Origin of the sequence: Anaerostipes faecis (genome assembly GCF_910574135.1) — a bacterium.
Lineage (GTDB): Bacteria > Bacillota > Clostridia > Lachnospirales > Lachnospiraceae > Anaerostipes > Anaerostipes hominis.
In genome coordinates this window covers 20,660-40,728 of the sequence record NZ_CAJSYK010000013.1, presented here as the reverse complement: position 1 = coordinate 40,728, position 20,069 = coordinate 20,660, and the positions used below count along the sequence as shown (strand labels likewise).

Below are 20,069 nucleotides of genomic sequence, written 5' to 3'. Positions count from 1 at the left end.
ATTTATGATACAACCTTAGTATCTCCTTAATCTAAAAAAGGATACATAACATGTTGACACTAAATAAAATGTTCGTTATCCTTATACGTGGCAAGCAAAAACAGGCCATAAAAGGTAAATGCAGCTTAAAGACAGGAGAAAAATATGGCAAAAATGAAACAAAAATATTTATATATAATGGGTGCAACGGCGGTGGTCGTCATTGCAGCACTCACAGCAGTACATATTTATTATAAAGACCGGTGGTATCCAGGAAGCAGAATCGACGGCCTCAAAGTATCCGGAATGACCTATGAAGAGTCGCTGGATGAGCTCAAACAGACTGCAGACCGTTACAGACTTACTGTAAAAGGCAGGGAAAAAGGAACCTTAACGATCACAGGCAGGGATATTGACTTAAAGGTAAAGTCTCTGGAGTCGGTGGAAAAACTGTATCAAAAGCAGCATAAACAGAGTGTCATTTTTTCTTTTATGAAGAAGGAACAGAGAAATTTAAAGGACACGATTGATTTTTCAGAGAAGAAGCTCTCGGCTCTTGTAAAAAAATCGGTTTTGGTGACCGGGGATGACGGCTATAAGCTGATGAAGCCCGAAGATGCAGCGATCGAATACTCCAAAGAGAAAAAGTATGGTGTGCTGAAAAAAGAATTAGAAGGAAATATTTTGGATCAGAAGGCCTTTCTGGGACAGATATCGGAAGCCATAAAGGGGCTGAAACCTTCTATGGACCTGATGGACCAAAAGACATATCCCGGTGTGTATCAAGAACCCGGACTCAGAATCGATGACGCCGAACTTACCAGGATGCAGGAGAAATATAATCAGTATTTGCTGCACTGGATCCAATGGGACATGGGAGACAATACAAAAGAGACGATGACACCTGAGGTTTTGAAAGACTGTATCAAGGTCAACACGAAAAAACATACGGTGAAGCTTAACAAAACTGCCGTGGAAGACTGGGTGGAAAAATTCTGTCTTAAGTATAAAACGGTAGGTATTGCCAGAAAATTTACGACTCATTCAGGCAAGAAAATAAAAGTAGAAGGCGGAGATTACGGATGGAGGATCGATTACGACAAGGAGATCGCCAGAGTCCTGAAATTGCTGAAGAAAGTGCCGTCAAAGGAATTGATTGAGGCTTACCAAAAAGATCCGTCGGATAAAAATCAGGAAGCTATGACTGCAAAATTAAAACCTGTTTATTTTAATAAGGCCTATCGGAAAGATTATCAAAATCCCCAGAATGACTGGGATCATAAAAATTACAGTGAGGTGGATCTGTCCGCCCAGGAAGTATTTGTATATAAAAACGGCAAGAGAGTATTTTCTGCAAACTGTATTACGGGGAAACCGACTCCTGACCGCATAACAAGGACCGGAACTTACTACGTGAAGGAAAAACGGCTGACCAAAACTCTGGTTGGTGCAGATTACAGTGTAGACACGAAGTATTGGGTCAGAATCATGTGGACCGGAACCGGATACCACTGGAGCAAGAGGAGCGACTGGGGTCTCTGGTCTCCGAGCAGATATAAAGTGACCGGTTCCCACGGGTGTGTAAACCTTCAGCTCTCAGACGCCGCGGCCATATATAAACTTGTGGAGAGCGGAGATCCGGTGTTTATCCACTATTAAGTGTTCTTAATACTCAACATTCATCAGGAACAGACCCTGGGGCGGGGCGGTGATACCTGCATCTTTCCGGTCTTTTGACTGAAAGACATGAAGGATAGATTCAGGATCTCTGGTTCCTGCACCGACCTCAGCCAGTGTTCCGGTCAGAATCCGGACCATATTATAAAGGAAGCCGTCGCCTGTGAAACTGATCCGGACTTCCCGGTGACCTTCTTCAATCACAATAGAAGAGATCGTTCTCACAGTTGATTTCTTTGTCTTTTTGACAGAAGAGAATCCTAAAAAGTCGTGGGTGCCTAGACAGAAGGAGGCTGCCTTGTTCATTTTTTCTATGTCGAGTGTTTTTGGATACTTCCACAGATATTTTCTTTCAAAAACATTCACGGTGCCGGGGACAGCGATGCGGTACTGATATGTCTTTTGTTTTGAATTCAGCCGGCTGTGGAAGCGCTCTGAGACTTCATCTGCCGTCAGAAGTCCGATATCGGAAGGCAGATATTTCGTGAGGTACTCTTTGATCTCCTGGCAGGAGAAGCCGCAGTCTGTATGGAAATTGGCGACTTGTCCGCAGGCGTGTACGCCGGCATCTGTGCGGCCGGAACCGATAACCTGGATGGATTCCCCGGTCATTTTCGAGAGGACCGACTCCAATTTTCCCTGGATCGTGTTGGCGTTTACATTTTTGCCAAGCTTCTGCCAGCCTTGATAGCGGGTGCCGTCATATTCTATTTTCAGGCGGATATTGCGTTTCATCATTTCCTGTACTCCTTTTTGTGCGGGATTTTTTAATCTGCTGGACTTCATTATAGGGGAAGATGCCAAAAAATACAAATCATAGTTTCTGCTGCAGGCTGTGTACAGATGCGCAGGGAATTTATGATATAATAGAGGACAGAAAATATCAGGAGGAGAGATGAAGTTTCGGATACCGGATTATTATGACAAATTTAAATGTATAGGTTCTGACTGCACAGACAGCTGCTGCGCGGGATGGGATATCACTGTGAACGATGAGACCTATGAAAAGTACACCCTCGTGAAAGGATCATTCGGAGACCGTCTCATGAGATCTGTCAGCTCTTCCTGTCCTCATCATTTTCTCATGGAGGAGAGAAGATGTCCTTTTTTAAATCAAAAGAATTTATGCGATATTTACATTCATCTGGGAGAAGATTTCCTCTGCCAGATCTGTACAGACCATCCACGGTTCTATGAAGTTTATGGCAGCCGGCAGGAAGCGGGACTGGGACTCGTGTGCGAAGAGGCGGCAAGACTGATTTTGACCAACAAGAAAAAGGTCCGGTTTCTTGATAAAAATTTGGATGAAAAAAAGGAAGAAGAGGAGCCCTGGCTGGAGCCGCTTACGCTGGCAAGAGACTTGATCATCCGTCTGCTTCAGGACAGGGAGCAGACGCTGGAGAGACGTTTGCGACAGACGCTGTCGGCGGCAGCTGTCTTTCAGGAAGATTACATTCGCGATGATATGGAGGCCATGTATCTGCATATACATAAATGGAAGACGAAAGAAAGAGTACAAAAGCCGCGGATCGGTCTGAGAGAATGGTTCACGGAATGTCTGGAATTTCTTCTGGATCTGGAGATTCTCACCCCCGAGTGGAAGCAGGCTTTAAGCCAGGCATCTTTCATGTTTCGGGAGGGAGACATTTGTTTTTCTGATTTTGACGGAATCTTTTATGAACATTTGATGGTGTATTTTATATACCGGTATTTTTTAAGATCCGTTTATGATTTTCAGCTGTTGGATAAGGTTAAATTTGCGGTTTTCAGTTGTTTGGCTGTCCGGGGGACAGAGGCTGCGGCTTCGGGAGAGGGGAGCCTGACGTCTTTGGAAATTGCCCGTCTGTACTCAAAAGAAATAGAATACTCGGAAGAAAATATGGAAGCAGTCAATGAACAAATTTTGTTTTCAGACATGTTTGACACACAGAGACTGTCAGAGATGGTATCTGCAGTGTTCAGAAGTTCATATTTATCTGAAGAGACAGGGAGAACTTATGAATAAGATAAAAAAATATCTGGGGTTTCCGGCAGATTCTGCTTACCGGATTCAAATTGAACAGAACCTGACCGCCAATATTTTTAAAACTCATACGATTTTTCAGCTGCTTATTTTGGGCTGTCAGATTTTGATGCTCTATTCGATATCGACACTTCCGAGAGGCGTTTTTTTGAAATCGAGAAGAACCGCATATTTCTGATCACTCTATATCGGAACCGGGTTTTGTCAGAATATGACCGTATTATTATCGGAGAACAGTATCAAAAAATCGCCGAGATCAATAAGGAATTGAATCAACAGGTGATCCGTGACCGTCTGACCGGGCTTTTTAACCGCAGTTATCTGGAAACTGCCCTAAAAGAACAGTTCCAGACCGTACAAGAGAAGCTCGGAAACATTGAATGTATGATGATTGATATTGATTATTTTAAGCAATATAATGATCGGTTTGGACAATATATCCGGAGACCAGTGCCTGAGAACTTTCGCAGGCTTCCTGGAGAAGGAAGTGCAGAACAGGTCAGGAAGCCTGATCCGTTATGGCGGAGAAGAATTTCTCGTATTCTTATTTGGGCAGGATGCTGAGGAGGCGGAAGAAACTGTGTAAAATTAAAAACAAGTAAACTTCCTCAGCAGACATAGACCAGTCTTGCTTCCGGAAGACGCAGACTCACATAGTCTGTCAGCACCGACTCTGCTTCCAGACGCAGTTCCTTCCGGTAGCGGTATTTTCCTCTTCCGCCTCCGGACATAGACTGATTGTCATAGAGGTCCGGGACCTCCGGAAATGCCTCTTTGTTAATAGCATTCTGTACAAAACTGTAAGTCATAAAAATCATCTCTATGGTCATCGCCTTTTTTGTTTTTTCTGTAAGCCCGTCGGCCAGCTGATCGATCAAATCCATGTATTTTTCTTTCCATCCATCATTAAGAATGATGGGAGCGATTAGTATTCCTACGGGATATCCGGCCTCACACATAGCGTTGACTGCCCGTATTCTCTGATCCAGAGGTGAGGTTCCAAGTTCGATGTGGTCGATGATCTCCTGAGGGTTGACGCTCATTCGAAAAATGGTTTTTCCCTGATGGTCAAGGCCGAGCAAAGGTTTTACAGATGCAAATTTGGTCGGAAACGTAATCTGTCCTCTCCCTTCACGGGCGAAAGCAGGTATGACCCATTCCAGATTGCCTGTGATCATATTTTCTAAGACAAGATCGCTGTTGGAGCCTATCTCAAATGTCTGGGGATCAGCTCCTTTTTTTGAGTTCTTTATCAACCGTTCCATCATCTCTTCCCGGTTTACGAAAAGCCTTAAATAGGCGCATTTATTATAATTGCATACCAAATAACAATAAAGGCACATGGCAGTGCATCCGGACGAGGTGAATGGGACCAGATAATCGGATATCTTATGGTTTTCCGTATATCGGTGGGTTTTTCTTGTGCCGATGATCAGGAAGCGTTTCATTTTTGGAAAATCGCTGTTGGGCCTTTGGGTCATCTCTTCGATCCGGTTATGGCTTTTGATCTCATGCCAGGGCAGATCCGCAAAATCTCTTTTTAATTTTCGGCCGAGGGGATAATCAAAGATTCCTGGTTCATGATATACGGCGGTAAATAATTTCATAAGCAGTTCTCCTTTTCGTATTTGTTTTAGTATTCCAGAAAAAAACGAGATATATTGATTGTTGTCTGATTTTTGGTAAGGATTTCATTGGAAATAATAGAAAATTTTCTAGTTAAAACAGATTTATTATGTTATAATAAATGAAAACAGATTTGTTTGCATGTAAAATGATGGGAGTTATAAATTGGATGAATATTCAGCGTTGATGATACATATAAAAAAGAGAATGAGGTATGAGCCCGCAGAGGAGCAGAATCTTCAGATATATCTGACCAAAGTGGCGGAGCAGCTGAACAGCCTTTTTGTGGACAGCATGATATTTCCGGTGATCTTCGGAAGGCATGACGAACTTCAGGGCCTGTTTACATCTTCAATGTCCGCAGCCTCTTATTTCCGGCTTTTTGAGATCATGTGTTATCCGGTCGCCGTCACCGGAGGGATCGGAATCGGAGAGTGGACGGTACGGATAGAGGAAGGGACTTCTGCGCAGCAGCAGGGACCAGCCTATGACCGGGCAGAAGAGGCCATGAAGACTGCTGCAAAGAAGAAGACACAGAGGCTGCGGATCCATTCTTCCAGAGAAGACGGCATGGCAAACTATCTTCTGAATGTCTCCAAGGATATGCTGAGCGCACAGAATTCTATCCAGAATCGTCTCCAGCTGATCGCAGAGATCCTGTACCCGTTTGTTGAGAACAGGACGTGGATACGATTTGAAAATCATGGTCTCAGGCTGCTGACATTGAAGGAGAATTTTGGGCCTGCGAAACAGATGGTTGATAAGATCGCAAAAGTGCCGGAACAGACGATCTCCTGGAAGAAGAACGTTTATGTCCAGGAACCGATCTTCATCACTGGCGAAAAAAAGGAAGGAGAAGAAGCTGTCATTCTTAAAAATGTTTCCAGCAACATTGCGGTGACCGCAAAGAAAAGCCGGCAGAACGTGGAAACGATCATGAAACGGGGGAAACTGCTCACGATCCGGATCATGGATTATATGGCACTGCAGTATATAAAACGGTATTACTGAAAAGGGAGAAAGAAATATAAGTATGGAAAAGAAGGAAAAAAGATTTGCTCTTTTAATCGACGCTGACAACATATCAGCAAAATATATCAAGCCGATTTTGGACGAACTGTCCCAGTACGGCAACATTACATACAAGAGAATCTACGGCGACTGGACAAGTACGCTTCATGCCAGCTGGAAAGAGGAACTGCTGGCCAACTCCATCACGCCGATCCAGCAGTTTTCTTATACACAGGGGAAAAATGCGACGGATTCAGCAATGATTATCGATGCCATGGATATCCTTTACACCAACCGGGTGGACGGCTTCTGTATCGTCTCCAGTGACAGCGACTTTACGAGGCTTGCCAGTAGGATCAGAGAGACAGGACTCACTGTGATCGGCATGGGTGAGGGGAAGACTCCCCCGGCTTTCCGTAAAGCGTGTGATGTTTTTACAAACCTGGAACTCCTGATCGAGGACAAAGAGGAAAAGGAAAGCAAACCTATTGGCCGCAAGGATATCGAGGCAGCGATCCATTCTATCATCACTGACAATCAGAACAGCGATAAAGAGACGACGCTGGGAGAGATCGGGACAAGGCTGTTAAAGAGATATCCGGACTTTGATGTGAGGAGCTATGGCTACAGTCTGCTCTCTAAATTTCTGGAAGAATTCGATCATTTCAGGCTGATAAAGGATGGCAATATTGTCACTGTTTCTCTGAGAGAAGATATTGACATGAAAGAACAGCTGGACCACTATGTGACGGCGCTGGTGAAAAATACAGGAAAGAAGGGGCTTGATCTGTCTGATCTTGCAAATAAAATTTATGCAGAATATGAGAACTTTAAGGTGCAGGACTTTGGATACAACCGGTTCAGCTCATATGTGCGGAGCATCCCGGGCATGCAGCTGGAGAACAAGAACAATATTACAAAAGTAACATTTTCAAAAAAATAATACCGCTAAGGCAAAAAAATTTTCTAATAGAAATACGAAAGCAGATAAATATACAAACCAAACGAGGTATTTTAAATATGAGAATTTTTTTATGGGAAATCAGGGAAGAACAGGGTTACAGTTTGAGAAATCTTGAAAAATATACGGGCATCAGCCATATGCATATCTATGATATTGAAAGAGGGCTGGTCAGTCCCACGTTGGAGGAAATCGAAAAGCTGGCGGGAGTCATGAGGATCAGTCCTTACCGTCTGTTTGATTTTCGTCCGGCCATACAAGTTAATTCCAATTAAAGAGACTGCTGCAAAACGCGCATGAGTGTTTCTGTTTGAAACAGAATATCGGGTTTTGCAGCAGTCCTTTGTCAAACGAATATGAGGATCATTGGTATTAGAGATCTCTTCCACAGCGGCCGTAAAAGGTTAAAAGATAAAGTCCGCAGATGCCGACCAGATCATAGACGAGCCTTGAAAGCATCGTCATGCTGCCGAAGAGAAAAGCTACTAAATCAAACCGGAAGAAGCCAATCAGGCCCCAGTTGACCGCACCTATAATTGTAATTGTCAGTGCTATATAATCTAATGTTTTACTTCCCATAGCAACCTCCTTTTCTATTTATAATCTTCCCAGTCTTAGAAATATTATGCATGATATTTTGGCACTATGGTCAAAATATTAATTTCCGCCGGGACCGTCTTTTCTGGGACGTTCAGACTCGGGAAGAGGCTCCACGATATGCGGACGTTCTTTTTTTGCGTCTTTTGGTTCCTGCTGTTTATGCCTGTGGCAGTTGGATTCGTGCATTGCGATCACTCCTTTCTTTTTAGTTCTCTTAGTATGTTTGCAAAAAGTCCGGACTATACAGTATAATAAAGACAGAAACTACGAATATAGATTGAGATTAGGATAGGAGGGATTTTATGGTGGGAAAACAGAAAAGCACCTGTGAGTCTTGTGTAAATTATGTGTATGACGAAATGTGCGGTTACTATGTATGTGACGTAAACCTGGACGAAGATGAGCTGATGCGGTTTATGACATATTCTAATTATAACTGTCCGTATTTTCAATTAAATGATGAATATAGTATTGTTAGAAGACAAATTTAAACAGGAAAAGATGTATGAAGTTAAAAAGAAATCGTATGGTATCCTGGACAATGGTCATTTTGATGATGGCGGTGATCTTTTTATTTTCTGCGAAGACGGCAGATGCGTCTGAGCAGATGAGTATGGGAGTAACCCAATGGATATCAAAGCTGATCGGGATATCCCCGGCAGAGGCGGGAACATTCGGAAACAGCCTATATGATATGCTGTCCGTCATGGACCACTATGTGAGGAAGACAGCCCACTTTTTGGAATATGCACTGCTCGGAGTGCTTGTGTGCCGGGCTTTGAGGATTGATGTAAAGAAAAAGGCCCATCTTCTGGGTGCGGCATTGGCGTTTTGTTCTATCTATGCCGTGACAGATGAACTGCACCAATATTTCGTACCAGGAAGAAGCTGTCAGGTCAAAGATGTCATGATCGACAGTTCGGGTGCTCTGACCGGCATCTGTCTTTGTATGCTGGCATGTTTTGTATTAAAAAAATTAAAGGATAAAGCGTAGAACTTTCCTATGAAATGAAAAAACACCCCGGATGTCAGATTTTTCTGATATCCGGGGTGAAATTTTTGGTGACAGCGGCAAACAAATTATATAAGATCCCTTATCTCCCTGTGACGAGATTAATCAGATCAGAGCCAAGCTGTTTGGAATCTTTCGGAAAGTACAGGGTAACTGTGTCTTCACCGCTTTTGATATTCTGTTTGGTCAGTGTGAAAGTCTTTGTCTTCATGTCGGAAGACGGTTTCATACTTTTGAAACCTTTTGCCACGTTTTTGATCAAAAGTTTCTGAGCATCTTCTTTCGTCTCGATATGCTGAGGCTTCAATGCATCTACTGTTTTTTTCTTGGCGTCCTTAAATACGGATAAGTAATCAATATACTGTGATTTTACAGTGACAACAGCCTCTTTCTTTTCCTGCTCTTTCACGGATACTTCATATTCAAGACTGGACAAAGCCTGGGAGAGTGCATCAAAGATATCTTCAGCGTCTTTTGTGGTCAGTGTGATGCCCGCAGATTTGAAGCTGTTTTTCAGTGATGAAATCGTAGACTCCTTGTATACACTCAGGGTATCACTGACTTCGGCAGAGTCAATGCCCAGATCTGTCATGGCATCTGCTTTATGGCATACGATCAGCTGATAAAAAGCATCCATGGATTTATCTGCATCCGGGGCTTTTTTTGTGCCGCATCCGGTCAGCAGAGTCACTGCCAATAAGGCTGTTATAATCAAGGACATCAATTTCGTATTTTTCTTCATAATTCATTTCCCCAATCCTGTTTGTTTATAATGAATACTCGTTTCATTATAAAGGTTAGAAGGAAATGTGTCAATAAATGACGAATAGAATCGAAGGACCGAATGTTTCCCATAACATTTTCATGACCGGAGTTCCTGGATCAGTCTGCGGAGCTTAGACATGATCTTTCGTCTGTGTATGCCGGTATAGCCCGTTTTTTCTGCAGAGAGGAACAAATACTCGCGGTAAAGAACGACGATATCCGGCTGCGAGATCTCAAGTACCGTAAAAGGATCAGACAGATGTACCAAAAGGGCGCGGTGATTTTCTTTCAACATGAGTGTACTGTCTGGTTTTTTGAGAGCAGGCTGTTTCCCTTGGTTCAGAGACTGCAGACCGGCTTCTGGCAGATTTATCAACTGCCCTGCTCAGTACGCTGTCCGGTGACCTGTCGGTGTTTACCAGAGCAAGAGCGGATACATTTTTTATGCTTGTCCCATACAATGAGGACCGTACGCTTATGGCTGCTGACAGAAAGTGCATACGTGAAGGATTCAGAAAAGTATTTGTCTGTTATAGAGAAGGTGAACCAGAAAGGATTTATTATTAAAATGGATGACATTGGGAGCGGTTACTCGTTTCTTAATACACCTTCAGAGCTCCACATTGATGTTATGAAACTGGATCTGAAATTTTTGCGGCAGACTGAGGATAACCGGCGGCGTCAAAAAGTAGTGGAGTTTGTCAGATGCCCCTGAACTTCAAGTCATCGCAGAAGGGGTAGAGACAAAGGAACAGGCACAGATGTATAAGAAGATGGGTGCTGTCATGCCCAGGGATATCTGTACGGATGTCCGATGCCGGAGCAGGAGTTTATAAACTATTTATCAGGAGAAGAATTGTAAGCAAAGCTATTATGCGGATTAAGTATAATAGCCTTTTGCATGAAAAACGATGGAATACTGCACACTATGACTACTGCAGGATATCTACTTGAAGTTCTTGTTCAAAATGTATATAATATTTTAGATTGTATAAAAGCAGATGTTTCTATGACAGGGCTGCAGGAAAGCCTTGATCATATTGGGAGGAGAATATAGAAAATGAGCAGTCAAAACTATGACGCAAACAGTATTTCTGTACTGGAAGGGCTGGAGGCAGTCAGGAAGCGGCCCGGAATGTATATAGGAAGTGTTTCGACAAAGGGGCTTAATCATCTGATCTATGAGATCGTAGATAACTCAGTGGATGAATTTCTTGCGGGACACTGCGATGAAATCACGGTAACACTCAAGGATGACGGGACAGCAGTGGTCGAAGACAACGGCAGGGGCATTCCTGTCGGGATCAATGAACAGACCGGTCTTTCAGCGGTGGAGATGGTGTTTACCATGCTTCATGCCGGAGGAAAATTCGGAGACGGGGGATATAAAATTTCAGGAGGACTGCACGGTGTGGGGGCATCTGTGGTCAACGCCCTTTCTACCTGGCTTAAAGTGACGGTCAAACAGGACGGAAAAATCTATGAGGAATGTTTTGAGAGAGGGAAGGTTACAGAACCGCTGAAAGTCATCGGAAGCTGTAAAAAGTCGGAGACCGGGACAAAGGTCCGGTTTCTGCCCGATCCCGAGATCTTTGACAAGACCTATTTCAAAGCCGCTATGATCCGCAACCGTCTCCATGAGACGACTTATCTGAACCCGGAATTAAAGATTAATTATATTAATGAACGTTCAGGGGAAGAGACGGAAGTTTTATATCATGAGCCTGAGGGGATCTGTGCCTATGTAAAGAAGCTGAATGATGGTAAGCATGTGCTGCATGATCCGGTCTATTATAAGAGGGAGATCAACGGAATCGAAGCGGAGATCGCCTTCCAGTATACGGAAGATTTTGGTGAAAATATTTTAGGCTTCTGCAATAACATTTATACCACGGAGGGCGGTACCCATATCACGGGATTTAAGTCCAAATTTACGGCAGTGATGAACCAGTATGCCAGGGAACTGGGTGTATTAAAGGAAAAAGACGCAAACTTTACCGGGGCAGATGTGAGAAACGGCATGACCGCAATCATTTCCGTAAAGCATCCGGAACCAAGGTTTGAAGGTCAGACAAAGACAAAATTGGACAATCCTGATGCCAGTAAAGTGGTCAGTGAAATTACCGGAGATGAGACGGTATTATTTTTTGATAAAAACCTGGATACCTTAAAAAAAGTCCTTGCCTGTGCGGAGAAATCTGCAAAGATCCGCAAGGCTGAAGAAAAAGCGAAGACAAATCTTCTTGTGAGACAGAAGCTCTCCATTGACAGCAACGGAAAGCTATCTAACTGTGAAAGCCGTAAGCCGGAAGAGTGTGAGATTTTTATCGTCGAGGGAGATTCTGCCGGAGGCTCTGCGAAAACTGCCAGAAACCGCCGAACTCAGGCCATTCTGCCGATCAGGGGAAAGATCCTGAATGTTGAGAAGGCTACCATGGACAAGGTCTTGGCTAATGCAGAGATTAAAACGATGATAAACACCTTTGGGTGCGGATTTTCAGAAGGGTACGGAAACGATTTTGACATCGAAAAACTGAGGTATCAAAAAATTGTGATTATGACCGATGCCGATGTGGACGGAGCCCATATTGCCACCTTGCTGCTGACATTTTTCTACCGGTTTATGCCGGAGCTGATTACCCACGGACACGTTTATCTGGCAACACCTCCTCTTTATAAGGCAATTCCTAAGAAAGGAAAGGAAACTTATCTGTTCGATGATACCGCGTTGGAGAAATACAAGGCTGCTCATAAGGGTCCGTTTACCCTTCAGCGGTATAAGGGCCTCGGAGAGATGGACGCCAGCCAGCTGTGGGAGACGACGCTGGACCCGGAGACGAGGACATTAAAGCAGATTGAGATCGAAGATGCCAGAATGGCATCCGATGTGACCTCTATGCTGATGGGCAGCGAGGTTCCGCCGAGAAGGCAGTTTATTTACGATAATGCAGGCGATGCGATGTTGGATATATAGAAAGGGAGAAAGATGGCAGAACATATCATTAGGGCAGAATTTTCCGAGGTCATGCAGAAGTCGTATATCGACTATGCTATGAGCGTTATTTGTGCGCGTGCCCTCCCCGACATTCGGGACGGTTTAAAGCCCGTACAGCGCCGCGTCCTGTATGCCATGGATGAGCTTAATCTGAGGTATGACAGGCCGCACAGAAAATCTGCGAGGATCGTCGGAGACACGATGGGTAAATATCATCCCCACGGAGACGGCTCTATCTATGAGTCTCTGGTAGTCATGGAACAGGAATTTAAAAAGGGTATGCCTTTGGTGGACGGACATGGAAACTTTGGTTCCATCGAGGGTGACGGGGCCGCGGCCATGCGTTACACGGAGGCAAGACTGAAAAAGTTTACCCAGGAGGTTTATCTTGCGGATCTGGATAAAAATATAGTAGATTTTATATCCAATTTTGACGAGACAGAGAAAGAACCGGAAGTGCTTCCGGTCAGAGTGCCGAATCTTCTGATCAACGGCGCCGAGGGGATCGCCGTCGGTATGACCACCAGCATTCCGACTCATAATCTGGGCGAAGTGGTCGATGCCATGATCGCGTATTTGGAAGATGAGTCAGTGACCAATGAAGATCTGCTCACCTATATCCAGGGACCGGATTTTCCGACCGGAGGCCTGGTGGTCAACAAAAAGGACATAAAAACAATTTACTCTGAGGGCCGCGGAAAACTGAAACTCCGGGGGAAAGTAGTCTTTGAGCCGGGGAAGAAGCGCGGGGAAAAGGACAAGCTGGTCATCACAGAGATACCATATACGATGATCGGCGCCAATATCGGGAAATTTCTTTCTGATGTCGTAAACCTCGTGGAATCTAAGAAAACGACGGATATCGTTGATATTTCCAACGAATCCTCCAAGGAGGGTATCCGCATTGTTCTGGAACTGAAAAAAGGGACAGACATAGAACGCCTGAAGAATCTCCTGTACAAAAAAACAAAGCTTGAGGATACCTTCGGCGTGAATATGCTGGCCATCGTCGACGGCCGTCCGGAGACTCTGAGTCTTCGGGATATCATAGCGCATCACACAGAGTTTCATTACGGGCTTGTAAGAAGAAAATATCAGACTCTTTTATCCAAACTTTATGACCAGAGGGAGATTAAAGAAGGCTTGATCAAGGCCTGCGATATGATCGATCTGATCATTGAGATACTGAGAGGGAGCAAAAACCTGAAAGAGGCAAAAGCATGTCTTACGAAGGGTGAGGTCGGAACTATCAGGTTCAAATCATCTGAATCCATGATCGAAGCCTGCAAGCTGTCTTTTACAGAGAAACAGGCAGAGGCGATCCTGGACCTGCGCCTCGGAAAGCTCATCGGATTAGAAATCCTGGCTCTCAAAGAAGAATATGAAGAGATCGTTGCCAAAATAGCCGAATATGAGGATATCCTTCATAATCCGGCATCTATGCAGCGCGTTATGAAACAGGATCTCACGAAGATTAAAAAAGAGTATCAGAGAGAGAGAAGAACGGTGGTAGAGGACGGAGCCGAGGCAGTTTATGAAGAAGAACCGCTGAAAGAGGAGCAGGTTTATTTTGTCATGGACCGGTTTGGCTATGCAAAGACCTTCGACAAGGCTACCTACCAGAGAAATCAGGAGAATGCAGCCAGGGATTATAAATATATTGTTCCGTGTATGAATACGGATAAGATCTGTATTTTTACAGACACCGGCGTAATGCATCAGATCAAAGTGCTGGACATACCGGCAGGAAAATATAAAGATAAGGGAACACCGATCGACAATCTGGGCAACTACGACAGCTCCGACGAAGCAATTATCGCAGTTCTGGCAGCGGAAGAAATGATACATGAAAGTCTTTTCTTTGCCACGGAACAGGGGATGTTAAAGATCGTTTCGGGAACGGAATTCCAGGTAACCAAAAGAACAGTATCCGCCACAAAACTGTCGGACGGAGACGCACTCCTCTCGGTAAAGCCGCTGAAAACCGACGGTGGCCTGATAAAACCGGATATGGTAATATTAGAGACAAAAGAGGGGGTTTTCCTGCGGTTTTCACTGGAAGAGGTGCCGGAAAAGAAAAAAGGTGCGGTAGGCGTAAGAGGCATCAAACTGAATAAGGATGATATACTGCTCCATACTTATCTTATGGAGGCCGACGGCATTACATCCATAGATTATAAAGGAAAACGTCTGGATTTCAATAAACTGAAGCTTGCAAAACGGGATACGAAGGGTTCTAAAATCCGGCGCTGAGAAAAAGGAGAGAAGCGATGACGATTGATCTTGTAATTCCAACTTATAAACCAGGGGAGAAGCTTTTTGAATCTCTCCGGCGCCTGTCGAGGCAGACGGTTACCTTCGGAACTATCTTTCTGATCAACACGGAGGAGGAATATTTTCCTGAACATCTTACAGAGCAGTATCCGAATGTGGCAGTAAAGCATATAAAAAAAGAAGAGTTTGACCACGGAGCCACAAGGGATTACGGAGCTTCACTTTCTGATGCGGAGATCATTGCGTTTATGACCGATGATGCGGTGCCCAGAGACAAATATATGGTGGAAAATCTGCTGAAGGCTTTTGAGGACCCCCGTGTGGGAGCCGCTTATGGGCGCCAGATGGCGGACCCGAAGGACAATTATCTGGAGTATTATACGAGGAGCTTTAACTATCCCCCGGATAGCTCCATAAAGACAAAAGCCGACCTGCCAAAGCTTGGGATCAAGACATTTTTCTGTTCCAATGTGTGCAGTGCATACAGGAAAAAAGATTATGAAGCTATGGGCGGATTCATTCACAAAACAATATTTAATGAGGACATGATTATGGCTTCCAGGCTGATCGAGTCAGACAAAGCCATTGCATACCAGGCAGATGCCGCCGTATGGCACTGGCACAACTACCGCTGTTTTGACCAGCTGCACAGGAATTTTGATCTGGCAGTTTCACAGGTATCCTACGGAGGACTGTTTCTTGAAGTCTCTTCTGAATCGGAGGGGATGAGGATGGTCCTTCACACACTGAAACATCTGCTGTTTACCGGAAGATTTTTTAAGATTCCTAAATTCATGGCGGATACGGCGTGTAAATTCATAGGCTATAAGCTGGGCAGCAACTATAAAAAACTCCCCAAAAGCCTTATCCTGAAACTTACGATGAACCATTCTTACTGGGATTCGTATGAAAAGCTTTAGATTTTCTTAACATTTCTGGTTTAGTTTTCTGTTACAATAGATAAAATTACAGACATACGTTTGGAGGATAAGGAAATGGGAAAGAAATTTAAAATTGTTATGGCTGTCTTCCTTGTATTTGCTCTTTCAATAGGAGGAGTTCTTGGATACTATGATGCAAAATTAGAGGCTTCGGTGACACCGAAGGGAAACTTAAGCAAAGTAGATGTGGGAGACGACGTTAAATTTGATAATGATGTAGTCAACATCCTGCTGGTCGGTTCTGACCGCAGATCCGACGAGACCGAGGCAGGAAGGTCGGATTCTTCTATGATCGCCACCATCAATATGAAGACAAAAGAATTAAAGCTTACCTCTTTGATGAGGGATATGTATGTGGATATTCCGGGGCACGGAAGGAACAAGCTGAATTCTGCATATTCTTTCGGCGGAGTGGACCTGCTCTACAAAACCATTGCCCAGAATTTTGATATAAAGATCGACAAATACTGTGTCGTAGACTTTTCAACATTTGAGAAGGTGATCAATGAGGTGGGCGGCATCGAGATCGACCTGGAAGAAAAAGAGGCAGACTATCTGAATACGACCAATTACATTTCAAAGAAAAAATACCGCAATGTAAAAGCCGGAAAACATGTCCTGAATGGGAACCAGGCTCTCGGTTATTCCAGAATCCGTTATGTGTCAAACAGCAGGTACGGAGACGGCGAATTCGGCCGCACCGGCCGTCAGAGAGCGGTCCTGGAAGCTACTTATAAAAAGATCATCAGGCAGAATCCGATGAAGATCCTGGATATCGGGTTCAATGCACTGGACGATGTGTCCACCGATATGAATGCAAGTTATATCAAAGGCCTGGTGACTTCTGTGGTTCAGTTCGGAATTCCGAAGGTCCAGCAGATGAGGATTCCAATCGAGGGCACTTACATGCAGGGCCGGGCACAGAGCGGCATGTTTGTCTTCTTCATCAATTTTGATGCGAACAAGGCGGCAATGGAGCATTTCATCTTCAGCAAAGGAAAAGAAGAAGATTTCGCATCCAAATTCGGCGGATATCAGAATATAGAAACTTACGGATACCCTGCAAAGCCGGATTCAGAGGATGCGTCAGAGAGTTCTCCCGGAAGCTATAAGAGATAATTTTTCACACTTACATAAAGTCGAAACAGTACAAACATTGTAAAATCTTCAGGTTTAATTAAGAAACTGTCTGTTGTTTTCTGATATAATGTGCTATAATTGTAGACTAATAAATAGCAATTCAGGAGGAGTAGCATGACGCTGAAGACATATAAAATCATTTTGAACATATTTTTAGTAATATCCGTTGCGGCCGGAGGAGTTCTTGGATATTATGATGCCAGGCTTGAAGCTGCCATCAATAAGACCGGTGATTTAGGAAGTGTAGATGTCGGTGATGTAAAGTTTGATGAGGATGTTGTAAATATTCTGCTGGTGGGTTCTGACCGGAGATCCGACGAAGAAGCGGCCGGACGGTCCGACTCTTCGATGATCGCGACGATCAATTTTAAGACAAAAGAACTGAAGCTTACCTCCATTATGAGGGATATCTATGTAGAGATCCCGGGACACGGAAGGGATAAGCTGAATTCTGCATACGCATATGGCGGCGTGGAACTGCTTTATCAGACTATTGCGAAAAACTTTGGAATTAAGATCGATAAATACTGTGTCGTAGATTTTGACACTTTTGAAAAAGTGATCAATGAAGTGGGCGGCATCGAGATCGATCTGGAAGAAAAAGAGGCACAGTACCTGAATACGACCAATTATATTTCCAAGAAAAAATACCGCAATGTAAAAGCCGGAAAACATATCCTGAACGGAAATCAGGCCCTTGGCTATTCCAGGATACGCTATGTGGTATCTAAGAAATACGGAGACGGAGATTTCGGCCGTACCGGCCGCCAGAGGGCAGTTATGCAGGCGACCTTTGATAAAGTCAAAGGCCAGAGCCTCACGAAGATCCTGGATATTGCTCTGAAGGTTTTAAGCGATGTTTCTACCGACATGGATGCCGACTACATCAAAGGTCTGGCGGCATCTGTGATCAAGATGGGAACGACGGATATTGACCAGATGAGAATACCGATTGAAGGTTCCTATAAGATGGGAAGGGCACAGCATAACATGTTCGTCTTTTTCATCAACTTCAATGCAAACAAAGCTGCCATGAACTATTTTATCTTCGGTGACGGCAAGGTTGGGGACGGATCTGACGAGGCCTTTGCCAAGGAGTACGGCGGACTAAGCGGCGTGGAGACCTTCGGATATTCGGGGGTATCCAATACTTCGTCCGGCAGTACCTCGTCAGGAAATGCGGGATATGGTAATTCAGGAGGATCTACGGGGAGCGGCTACCCTACTTCGTCTACGAGCGGTACAAGCAGGCCGGCTTCCACAGCGACCAGAAGGCCGGCTACGACAGCAGCCACCCAGGCCACAACAGAACAGCAGATCCAGGCTACCACCCACGCCACAACGGCTGCTAAACCAGAAAATACGAGTCAGGGAAACGCAGAAGAATAGTTTTTCAGTGATTTCTTGACACTGAATATTAGAATTGATAGAATTGTTAGGAGGATGAAGTCGTCTATGAAACAGATCGTACTATCTATCGTGGCGGAAAATAATCCGGGGGTACTCAGCCGTATATCCGGACTGTTCAGCCGCAGAGGCTATAATATCGACAGTATTACAGCCTGCAAGACACAGGATGAGAAGTATTCGCGAATGACGATCGCGGTCAGCGGGGATGATACCATTCTGGCACAGATCAAGAATCAGCTTATCAAGCTTGAGGATGTCATAACACTTGTGGAACTGGAGAACCCGACCTCTGTCTGCAGAGAGCTTATCTTAGTCAAAATCCGCACAGGAAAGTCGGAAAAACAGGAGATCATCACGATCGCCGATATTTTCAGAGCCAAAGTTGTGGACGTGTCAAAAGATTCACTGATGATCGAGCTTACCGGAAATGTAAATAAAATCGAAGCTTTCATAAATCTTTTGGAAGGCTTTGATATTCTGGAACTTGTGAGAACCGGACTCACCGGGCTTTCTCGCGGGGAATCCGTGCCGAGACTTGTCAAATAGGCACATATTTAATTTGAAAGGTATGGGAATACCCCTTACTTATAAAGCCTAGAAAATGGAGGAATGTAAAATGGCAAAGATTTATTATCAAGAAGACTGTAACTTATCACTTTTAGACGGAAAGACCATCGCAGTGATCGGTTACGGAAGTCAGGGACATGCACATGCGCTTAACGCAAAAGAGTCCGGATGCAATGTTATCATCGGATTATATGAAGGAAGCAAATCCTGGAAGAGAGCAGAGGAACAGGGATTTGAAGTATATACAGCTGCTGAGGCTGCAAAAAAAGCAGACATCATCATGATTCTGATCAACGATGAAAAGCAGGCTACAATGTACAAAAATGATATCGAACCGAACTTAGAAGCAGGAAATATGCTGATGTTCGCTCATGGTTTCAACATTCATTTTGGATGTATCGTGCCTCCTAAAGATGTAGACGTAACAATGATCGCTCCTAAAGGGCCTGGACACACGGTAAGAAGCGAATACGAAGAAGGCAAAGGCGTTCCTTGCCTGGTAGCTGTAGAGCAGGATGCTACCGGAAAAGCACTGGACATGGCTTTGGCATATGCACTGGCAATCGGAGGAGCAAGAGCAGGTGTTCTTGAGACTACCTTCAGAACAGAGACAGAGACAGACCTCTTCGGAGAGCAGGCAGTGCTCTGCGGCGGTGTTTGTGCACTGATGCAGGCAGGTTTTGAGACATTAGTAGAAGCAGGATATGATCCGAGAAACGCATACTTTGAATGTATCCATGAGATGAAACTGATCGTTGACCTGATCTATCAGTCAGGATTCTCAGGAATGAGATACTCTATCTCCAACACTGCAGAATACGGTGACTACATCACAGGACCGAAGATCATCACAGAAGATACAAAGAAAGCGATGAAAAAGATCCTTGCAGATATCCAGGACGGAACTTTCGCAAAAGACTTCTTAGTAGATATGTCTGATGCAGGAAGCCAGGTTCACTTCAAGGCTATGAGAAAGTTAGCTTCCGAACATCCGGCAGAAGTTGTCGGAGAAGAGATCAGAAGCTTATACAGCTGGTCTGACGAAGACAAACTGATCAATAACTAATTCGGGATCACTGATATTACAT

General features: G+C 44.3%; 24 protein-coding genes and 1 pseudogene. 19 read left to right on the top strand and 6 right to left on the bottom strand.

Features of this window, described 5'->3' with window-relative positions:
* Positions 1 to 144 precede the first annotated feature (144 nt).
* A complete protein-coding gene (locus QGT46_RS10145) occupies positions 145 to 1,638 on the top strand; it encodes a L,D-transpeptidase (RefSeq protein ID WP_270430573.1) in 1,494 nt (497 codons plus the stop codon).
* A gap of 6 nt (positions 1,639 to 1,644) precedes the next feature.
* On the opposite strand, the gene truA is transcribed toward QGT46_RS10145, so the two are convergent.
* Complete coding sequence (gene truA / locus QGT46_RS10140) at positions 1,645 to 2,394, bottom strand: tRNA pseudouridine(38-40) synthase TruA (RefSeq protein ID WP_148458799.1); 750 nt, start codon at positions 2,392 to 2,394, stop codon at positions 1,645 to 1,647.
* A 157-nt stretch (positions 2,395 to 2,551) separates the two neighbouring features.
* On the opposite strand from truA, the gene fliB reads away from it, so the two are divergent.
* The 4 genes and pseudogenes from fliB (at position 2,552) to QGT46_RS17290 (ending at position 4,265) form a co-directional block, all read left to right on the top strand.
* On the top strand, positions 2,552 to 3,661 hold the full coding sequence (gene fliB, locus QGT46_RS10135) for a flagellin lysine-N-methylase (protein WP_024727492.1): 1,110 nt from the start codon (positions 2,552 to 2,554) through the stop codon (positions 3,659 to 3,661).
* Positions 3,654 to 3,857, top strand: coding sequence for a hypothetical protein (locus tag QGT46_RS10130; RefSeq protein ID WP_270430570.1), 204 nt, complete (start codon positions 3,654 to 3,656; stop codon positions 3,855 to 3,857). Before fliB ends, QGT46_RS10130 begins: the two co-directional genes overlap by 8 nt.
* Positions 3,858 to 3,958: 101 nt before the next feature.
* Positions 3,959 to 4,102, top strand: a pseudogene (locus tag QGT46_RS17295) (diguanylate cyclase); the annotation flags it as partial.
* Positions 4,098 to 4,265 carry a diguanylate cyclase domain-containing protein gene (locus tag QGT46_RS17290; RefSeq protein ID WP_270430568.1) on the top strand — a complete coding sequence of 56 codons (168 nt, stop codon included), beginning with the start codon at positions 4,098 to 4,100 and terminating at the stop codon, positions 4,263 to 4,265. The pseudogene QGT46_RS17295 and the gene QGT46_RS17290, both read left to right, overlap by 5 nt.
* 22 nt (positions 4,266 to 4,287) lie before the next feature.
* On the opposite strand, the gene QGT46_RS10115 is transcribed toward QGT46_RS17290, so the two are convergent.
* Positions 4,288 to 5,286: an SPL family radical SAM protein gene (locus QGT46_RS10115; protein ID WP_270430567.1), complete on the bottom strand. Its 999-nt coding sequence runs from the start codon at positions 5,284 to 5,286 to the stop codon at positions 4,288 to 4,290.
* A gap of 184 nt (positions 5,287 to 5,470) precedes the next feature.
* On the opposite strand from QGT46_RS10115, the gene QGT46_RS10110 reads away from it, so the two are divergent.
* From QGT46_RS10110 to QGT46_RS10100, 3 genes are all read left to right on the top strand, one after another.
* Positions 5,471 to 6,316 carry a hypothetical protein gene (locus tag QGT46_RS10110; RefSeq protein WP_024727495.1) on the top strand — a complete coding sequence of 282 codons (846 nt, stop codon included), beginning with the start codon at positions 5,471 to 5,473 and terminating at the stop codon, positions 6,314 to 6,316.
* Positions 6,317 to 6,338: 22 nt separating this feature from the next.
* A complete protein-coding gene (locus QGT46_RS10105; RefSeq protein WP_024727496.1) occupies positions 6,339 to 7,259 on the top strand; it encodes an NYN domain-containing protein in 921 nt (306 codons plus the stop codon).
* Positions 7,260 to 7,336: 77 nt separating this feature from the next.
* The gene (locus QGT46_RS10100; protein WP_009289583.1) at positions 7,337 to 7,552 is read left to right on the top strand and encodes a helix-turn-helix domain-containing protein; all 216 of its coding nucleotides are present in this window, start codon (positions 7,337 to 7,339) and stop codon (positions 7,550 to 7,552) included.
* A gap of 97 nt (positions 7,553 to 7,649) precedes the next feature.
* On the opposite strand, the gene QGT46_RS10095 is transcribed toward QGT46_RS10100, so the two are convergent.
* Positions 7,650 to 7,856, bottom strand: a complete 207-nt coding sequence (locus QGT46_RS10095) for a DUF378 domain-containing protein (RefSeq protein ID WP_024727497.1) — start codon at positions 7,854 to 7,856, stop codon at positions 7,650 to 7,652.
* Positions 7,857 to 7,934: 78 nt separating this feature from the next.
* Positions 7,935 to 8,063, bottom strand: coding sequence for a hypothetical protein (locus tag QGT46_RS10090; RefSeq protein ID WP_268876113.1), 129 nt, complete (start codon positions 8,061 to 8,063; stop codon positions 7,935 to 7,937).
* A gap of 116 nt (positions 8,064 to 8,179) precedes the next feature.
* On the opposite strand from QGT46_RS10090, the gene QGT46_RS10085 reads away from it, so the two are divergent.
* Together QGT46_RS10085 and QGT46_RS10080 are read left to right on the top strand one after the other, a co-directional pair.
* Positions 8,180 to 8,368, top strand: coding sequence for a DUF6472 family protein (locus QGT46_RS10085; RefSeq protein ID WP_148458790.1), 189 nt, complete (start codon positions 8,180 to 8,182; stop codon positions 8,366 to 8,368).
* A 14-nt stretch (positions 8,369 to 8,382) separates the two neighbouring features.
* Positions 8,383 to 8,871, top strand: coding sequence for a VanZ family protein (locus QGT46_RS10080; protein WP_051405203.1), 489 nt, complete (start codon positions 8,383 to 8,385; stop codon positions 8,869 to 8,871).
* Positions 8,872 to 8,971: 100 nt separating this feature from the next.
* Here QGT46_RS10080 and QGT46_RS10075 read toward each other — a convergent pair whose 3' ends face one another.
* The gene (locus QGT46_RS10075) at positions 8,972 to 9,631 is read right to left on the bottom strand and encodes a hypothetical protein (RefSeq protein WP_270430565.1); all 660 of its coding nucleotides are present in this window, start codon (positions 9,629 to 9,631) and stop codon (positions 8,972 to 8,974) included.
* Between the two features lie 120 nt (positions 9,632 to 9,751).
* On the bottom strand, positions 9,752 to 10,030 hold the full coding sequence (locus tag QGT46_RS10070) for a hypothetical protein (RefSeq protein ID WP_270430563.1): 279 nt from the start codon (positions 10,028 to 10,030) through the stop codon (positions 9,752 to 9,754).
* Between QGT46_RS10070 and QGT46_RS17525 the strand changes: the two genes are divergently transcribed.
* The 9 genes from QGT46_RS17525 to ilvC all read left to right on the top strand — a co-directional run bounded on the left by QGT46_RS17525 (position 9,914) and on the right by ilvC (position 20,047).
* Positions 9,914 to 10,369, top strand: a complete 456-nt coding sequence (locus tag QGT46_RS17525; protein ID WP_420314653.1) for an EAL domain-containing protein — start codon at positions 9,914 to 9,916, stop codon at positions 10,367 to 10,369. The two genes, QGT46_RS10070 and QGT46_RS17525, sit on opposite strands and share 117 nt — an antisense overlap.
* The gene (locus QGT46_RS10065) at positions 10,353 to 10,490 is read left to right on the top strand and encodes a hypothetical protein (RefSeq protein ID WP_235824578.1); all 138 of its coding nucleotides are present in this window, start codon (positions 10,353 to 10,355) and stop codon (positions 10,488 to 10,490) included. Before QGT46_RS17525 ends, QGT46_RS10065 begins: the two co-directional genes overlap by 17 nt.
* A 224-nt stretch (positions 10,491 to 10,714) precedes the next feature.
* Entirely contained in the window at positions 10,715 to 12,628 is a 1,914-nt protein-coding gene (locus QGT46_RS10060) for a DNA gyrase/topoisomerase IV subunit B (RefSeq protein ID WP_024727502.1), read from the top strand.
* Positions 12,629 to 12,640: 12 nt separating this feature from the next.
* Positions 12,641 to 14,902 carry a DNA gyrase/topoisomerase IV subunit A gene (locus tag QGT46_RS10055; protein ID WP_024727503.1) on the top strand — a complete coding sequence of 754 codons (2,262 nt, stop codon included), beginning with the start codon at positions 12,641 to 12,643 and terminating at the stop codon, positions 14,900 to 14,902.
* Between the two features lie 17 nt (positions 14,903 to 14,919).
* Entirely contained in the window at positions 14,920 to 15,843 is a 924-nt protein-coding gene (locus QGT46_RS10050) for a glycosyltransferase family 2 protein (protein ID WP_024727504.1), read from the top strand.
* Positions 15,844 to 15,918: 75 nt separating this feature from the next.
* Positions 15,919 to 16,983 carry an LCP family protein gene (locus QGT46_RS10045; RefSeq protein WP_024727505.1) on the top strand — a complete coding sequence of 355 codons (1,065 nt, stop codon included), beginning with the start codon at positions 15,919 to 15,921 and terminating at the stop codon, positions 16,981 to 16,983.
* Positions 16,984 to 17,118: 135 nt separating this feature from the next.
* Positions 17,119 to 18,393 carry an LCP family protein gene (locus QGT46_RS10040; protein ID WP_024727506.1) on the top strand — a complete coding sequence of 425 codons (1,275 nt, stop codon included), beginning with the start codon at positions 17,119 to 17,121 and terminating at the stop codon, positions 18,391 to 18,393.
* A gap of 66 nt (positions 18,394 to 18,459) precedes the next feature.
* Positions 18,460 to 18,960: an acetolactate synthase small subunit gene (gene ilvN / locus QGT46_RS10035; protein ID WP_009289590.1), complete on the top strand. Its 501-nt coding sequence runs from the start codon at positions 18,460 to 18,462 to the stop codon at positions 18,958 to 18,960.
* Positions 18,961 to 19,030: 70 nt separating this feature from the next.
* Positions 19,031 to 20,047 (top strand): ketol-acid reductoisomerase, encoded by a 1,017-nt coding sequence (gene ilvC, locus QGT46_RS10030; RefSeq protein WP_024727507.1) that lies wholly within the window; start codon positions 19,031 to 19,033, stop codon positions 20,045 to 20,047.
* Positions 20,048 to 20,069: the final 22 nt, after the last annotated feature.

Excerpts from the sequence above, each read along its gene's own strand:
- QGT46_RS10145 (WP_270430573.1), top strand. The coding sequence starts at position 145 with ATGGCAAAAATGAAACAAAAATATTTATATATAATGGGTGCAACGGCG.
- truA (WP_148458799.1), bottom strand. The coding sequence starts at position 2,394 with ATGATGAAACGCAATATCCGCCTGAAAATAGAATATGACGGCACCCGC.
- fliB (WP_024727492.1), top strand. The coding sequence starts at position 2,552 with ATGAAGTTTCGGATACCGGATTATTATGACAAATTTAAATGTATAGGT.
- QGT46_RS10130 (WP_270430570.1), top strand. The coding sequence starts at position 3,654 with ATGAATAAGATAAAAAAATATCTGGGGTTTCCGGCAGATTCTGCTTAC.
- QGT46_RS17290 (WP_270430568.1), top strand. The coding sequence starts at position 4,098 with ATGATCGGTTTGGACAATATATCCGGAGACCAGTGCCTGAGAACTTTC.
- QGT46_RS10115 (WP_270430567.1), bottom strand. The coding sequence starts at position 5,286 with ATGAAATTATTTACCGCCGTATATCATGAACCAGGAATCTTTGATTAT.
- QGT46_RS10105 (WP_024727496.1), top strand. The coding sequence starts at position 6,339 with ATGGAAAAGAAGGAAAAAAGATTTGCTCTTTTAATCGACGCTGACAAC.
- QGT46_RS10100 (WP_009289583.1), top strand. The coding sequence starts at position 7,337 with ATGAGAATTTTTTTATGGGAAATCAGGGAAGAACAGGGTTACAGTTTG.
- QGT46_RS10095 (WP_024727497.1), bottom strand. The coding sequence starts at position 7,856 with ATGGGAAGTAAAACATTAGATTATATAGCACTGACAATTACAATTATA.
- QGT46_RS10090 (WP_268876113.1), bottom strand. The coding sequence starts at position 8,063 with ATGCACGAATCCAACTGCCACAGGCATAAACAGCAGGAACCAAAAGAC.
- QGT46_RS10085 (WP_148458790.1), top strand. The coding sequence starts at position 8,180 with ATGGTGGGAAAACAGAAAAGCACCTGTGAGTCTTGTGTAAATTATGTG.
- QGT46_RS10080 (WP_051405203.1), top strand. The coding sequence starts at position 8,383 with ATGAAGTTAAAAAGAAATCGTATGGTATCCTGGACAATGGTCATTTTG.
- QGT46_RS10075 (WP_270430565.1), bottom strand. The coding sequence starts at position 9,631 with ATGAAGAAAAATACGAAATTGATGTCCTTGATTATAACAGCCTTATTG.
- QGT46_RS17525 (WP_420314653.1), top strand. The coding sequence starts at position 9,914 with ATGTACCAAAAGGGCGCGGTGATTTTCTTTCAACATGAGTGTACTGTC.
- QGT46_RS10060 (WP_024727502.1), top strand. The coding sequence starts at position 10,715 with ATGAGCAGTCAAAACTATGACGCAAACAGTATTTCTGTACTGGAAGGG.
- QGT46_RS10055 (WP_024727503.1), top strand. The coding sequence starts at position 12,641 with ATGGCAGAACATATCATTAGGGCAGAATTTTCCGAGGTCATGCAGAAG.
- QGT46_RS10050 (WP_024727504.1), top strand. The coding sequence starts at position 14,920 with ATGACGATTGATCTTGTAATTCCAACTTATAAACCAGGGGAGAAGCTT.
- QGT46_RS10045 (WP_024727505.1), top strand. The coding sequence starts at position 15,919 with ATGGGAAAGAAATTTAAAATTGTTATGGCTGTCTTCCTTGTATTTGCT.
- QGT46_RS10040 (WP_024727506.1), top strand. The coding sequence starts at position 17,119 with ATGACGCTGAAGACATATAAAATCATTTTGAACATATTTTTAGTAATA.
- ilvN (WP_009289590.1), top strand. The coding sequence starts at position 18,460 with ATGAAACAGATCGTACTATCTATCGTGGCGGAAAATAATCCGGGGGTA.
- ilvC (WP_024727507.1), top strand. The coding sequence starts at position 19,031 with ATGGCAAAGATTTATTATCAAGAAGACTGTAACTTATCACTTTTAGAC.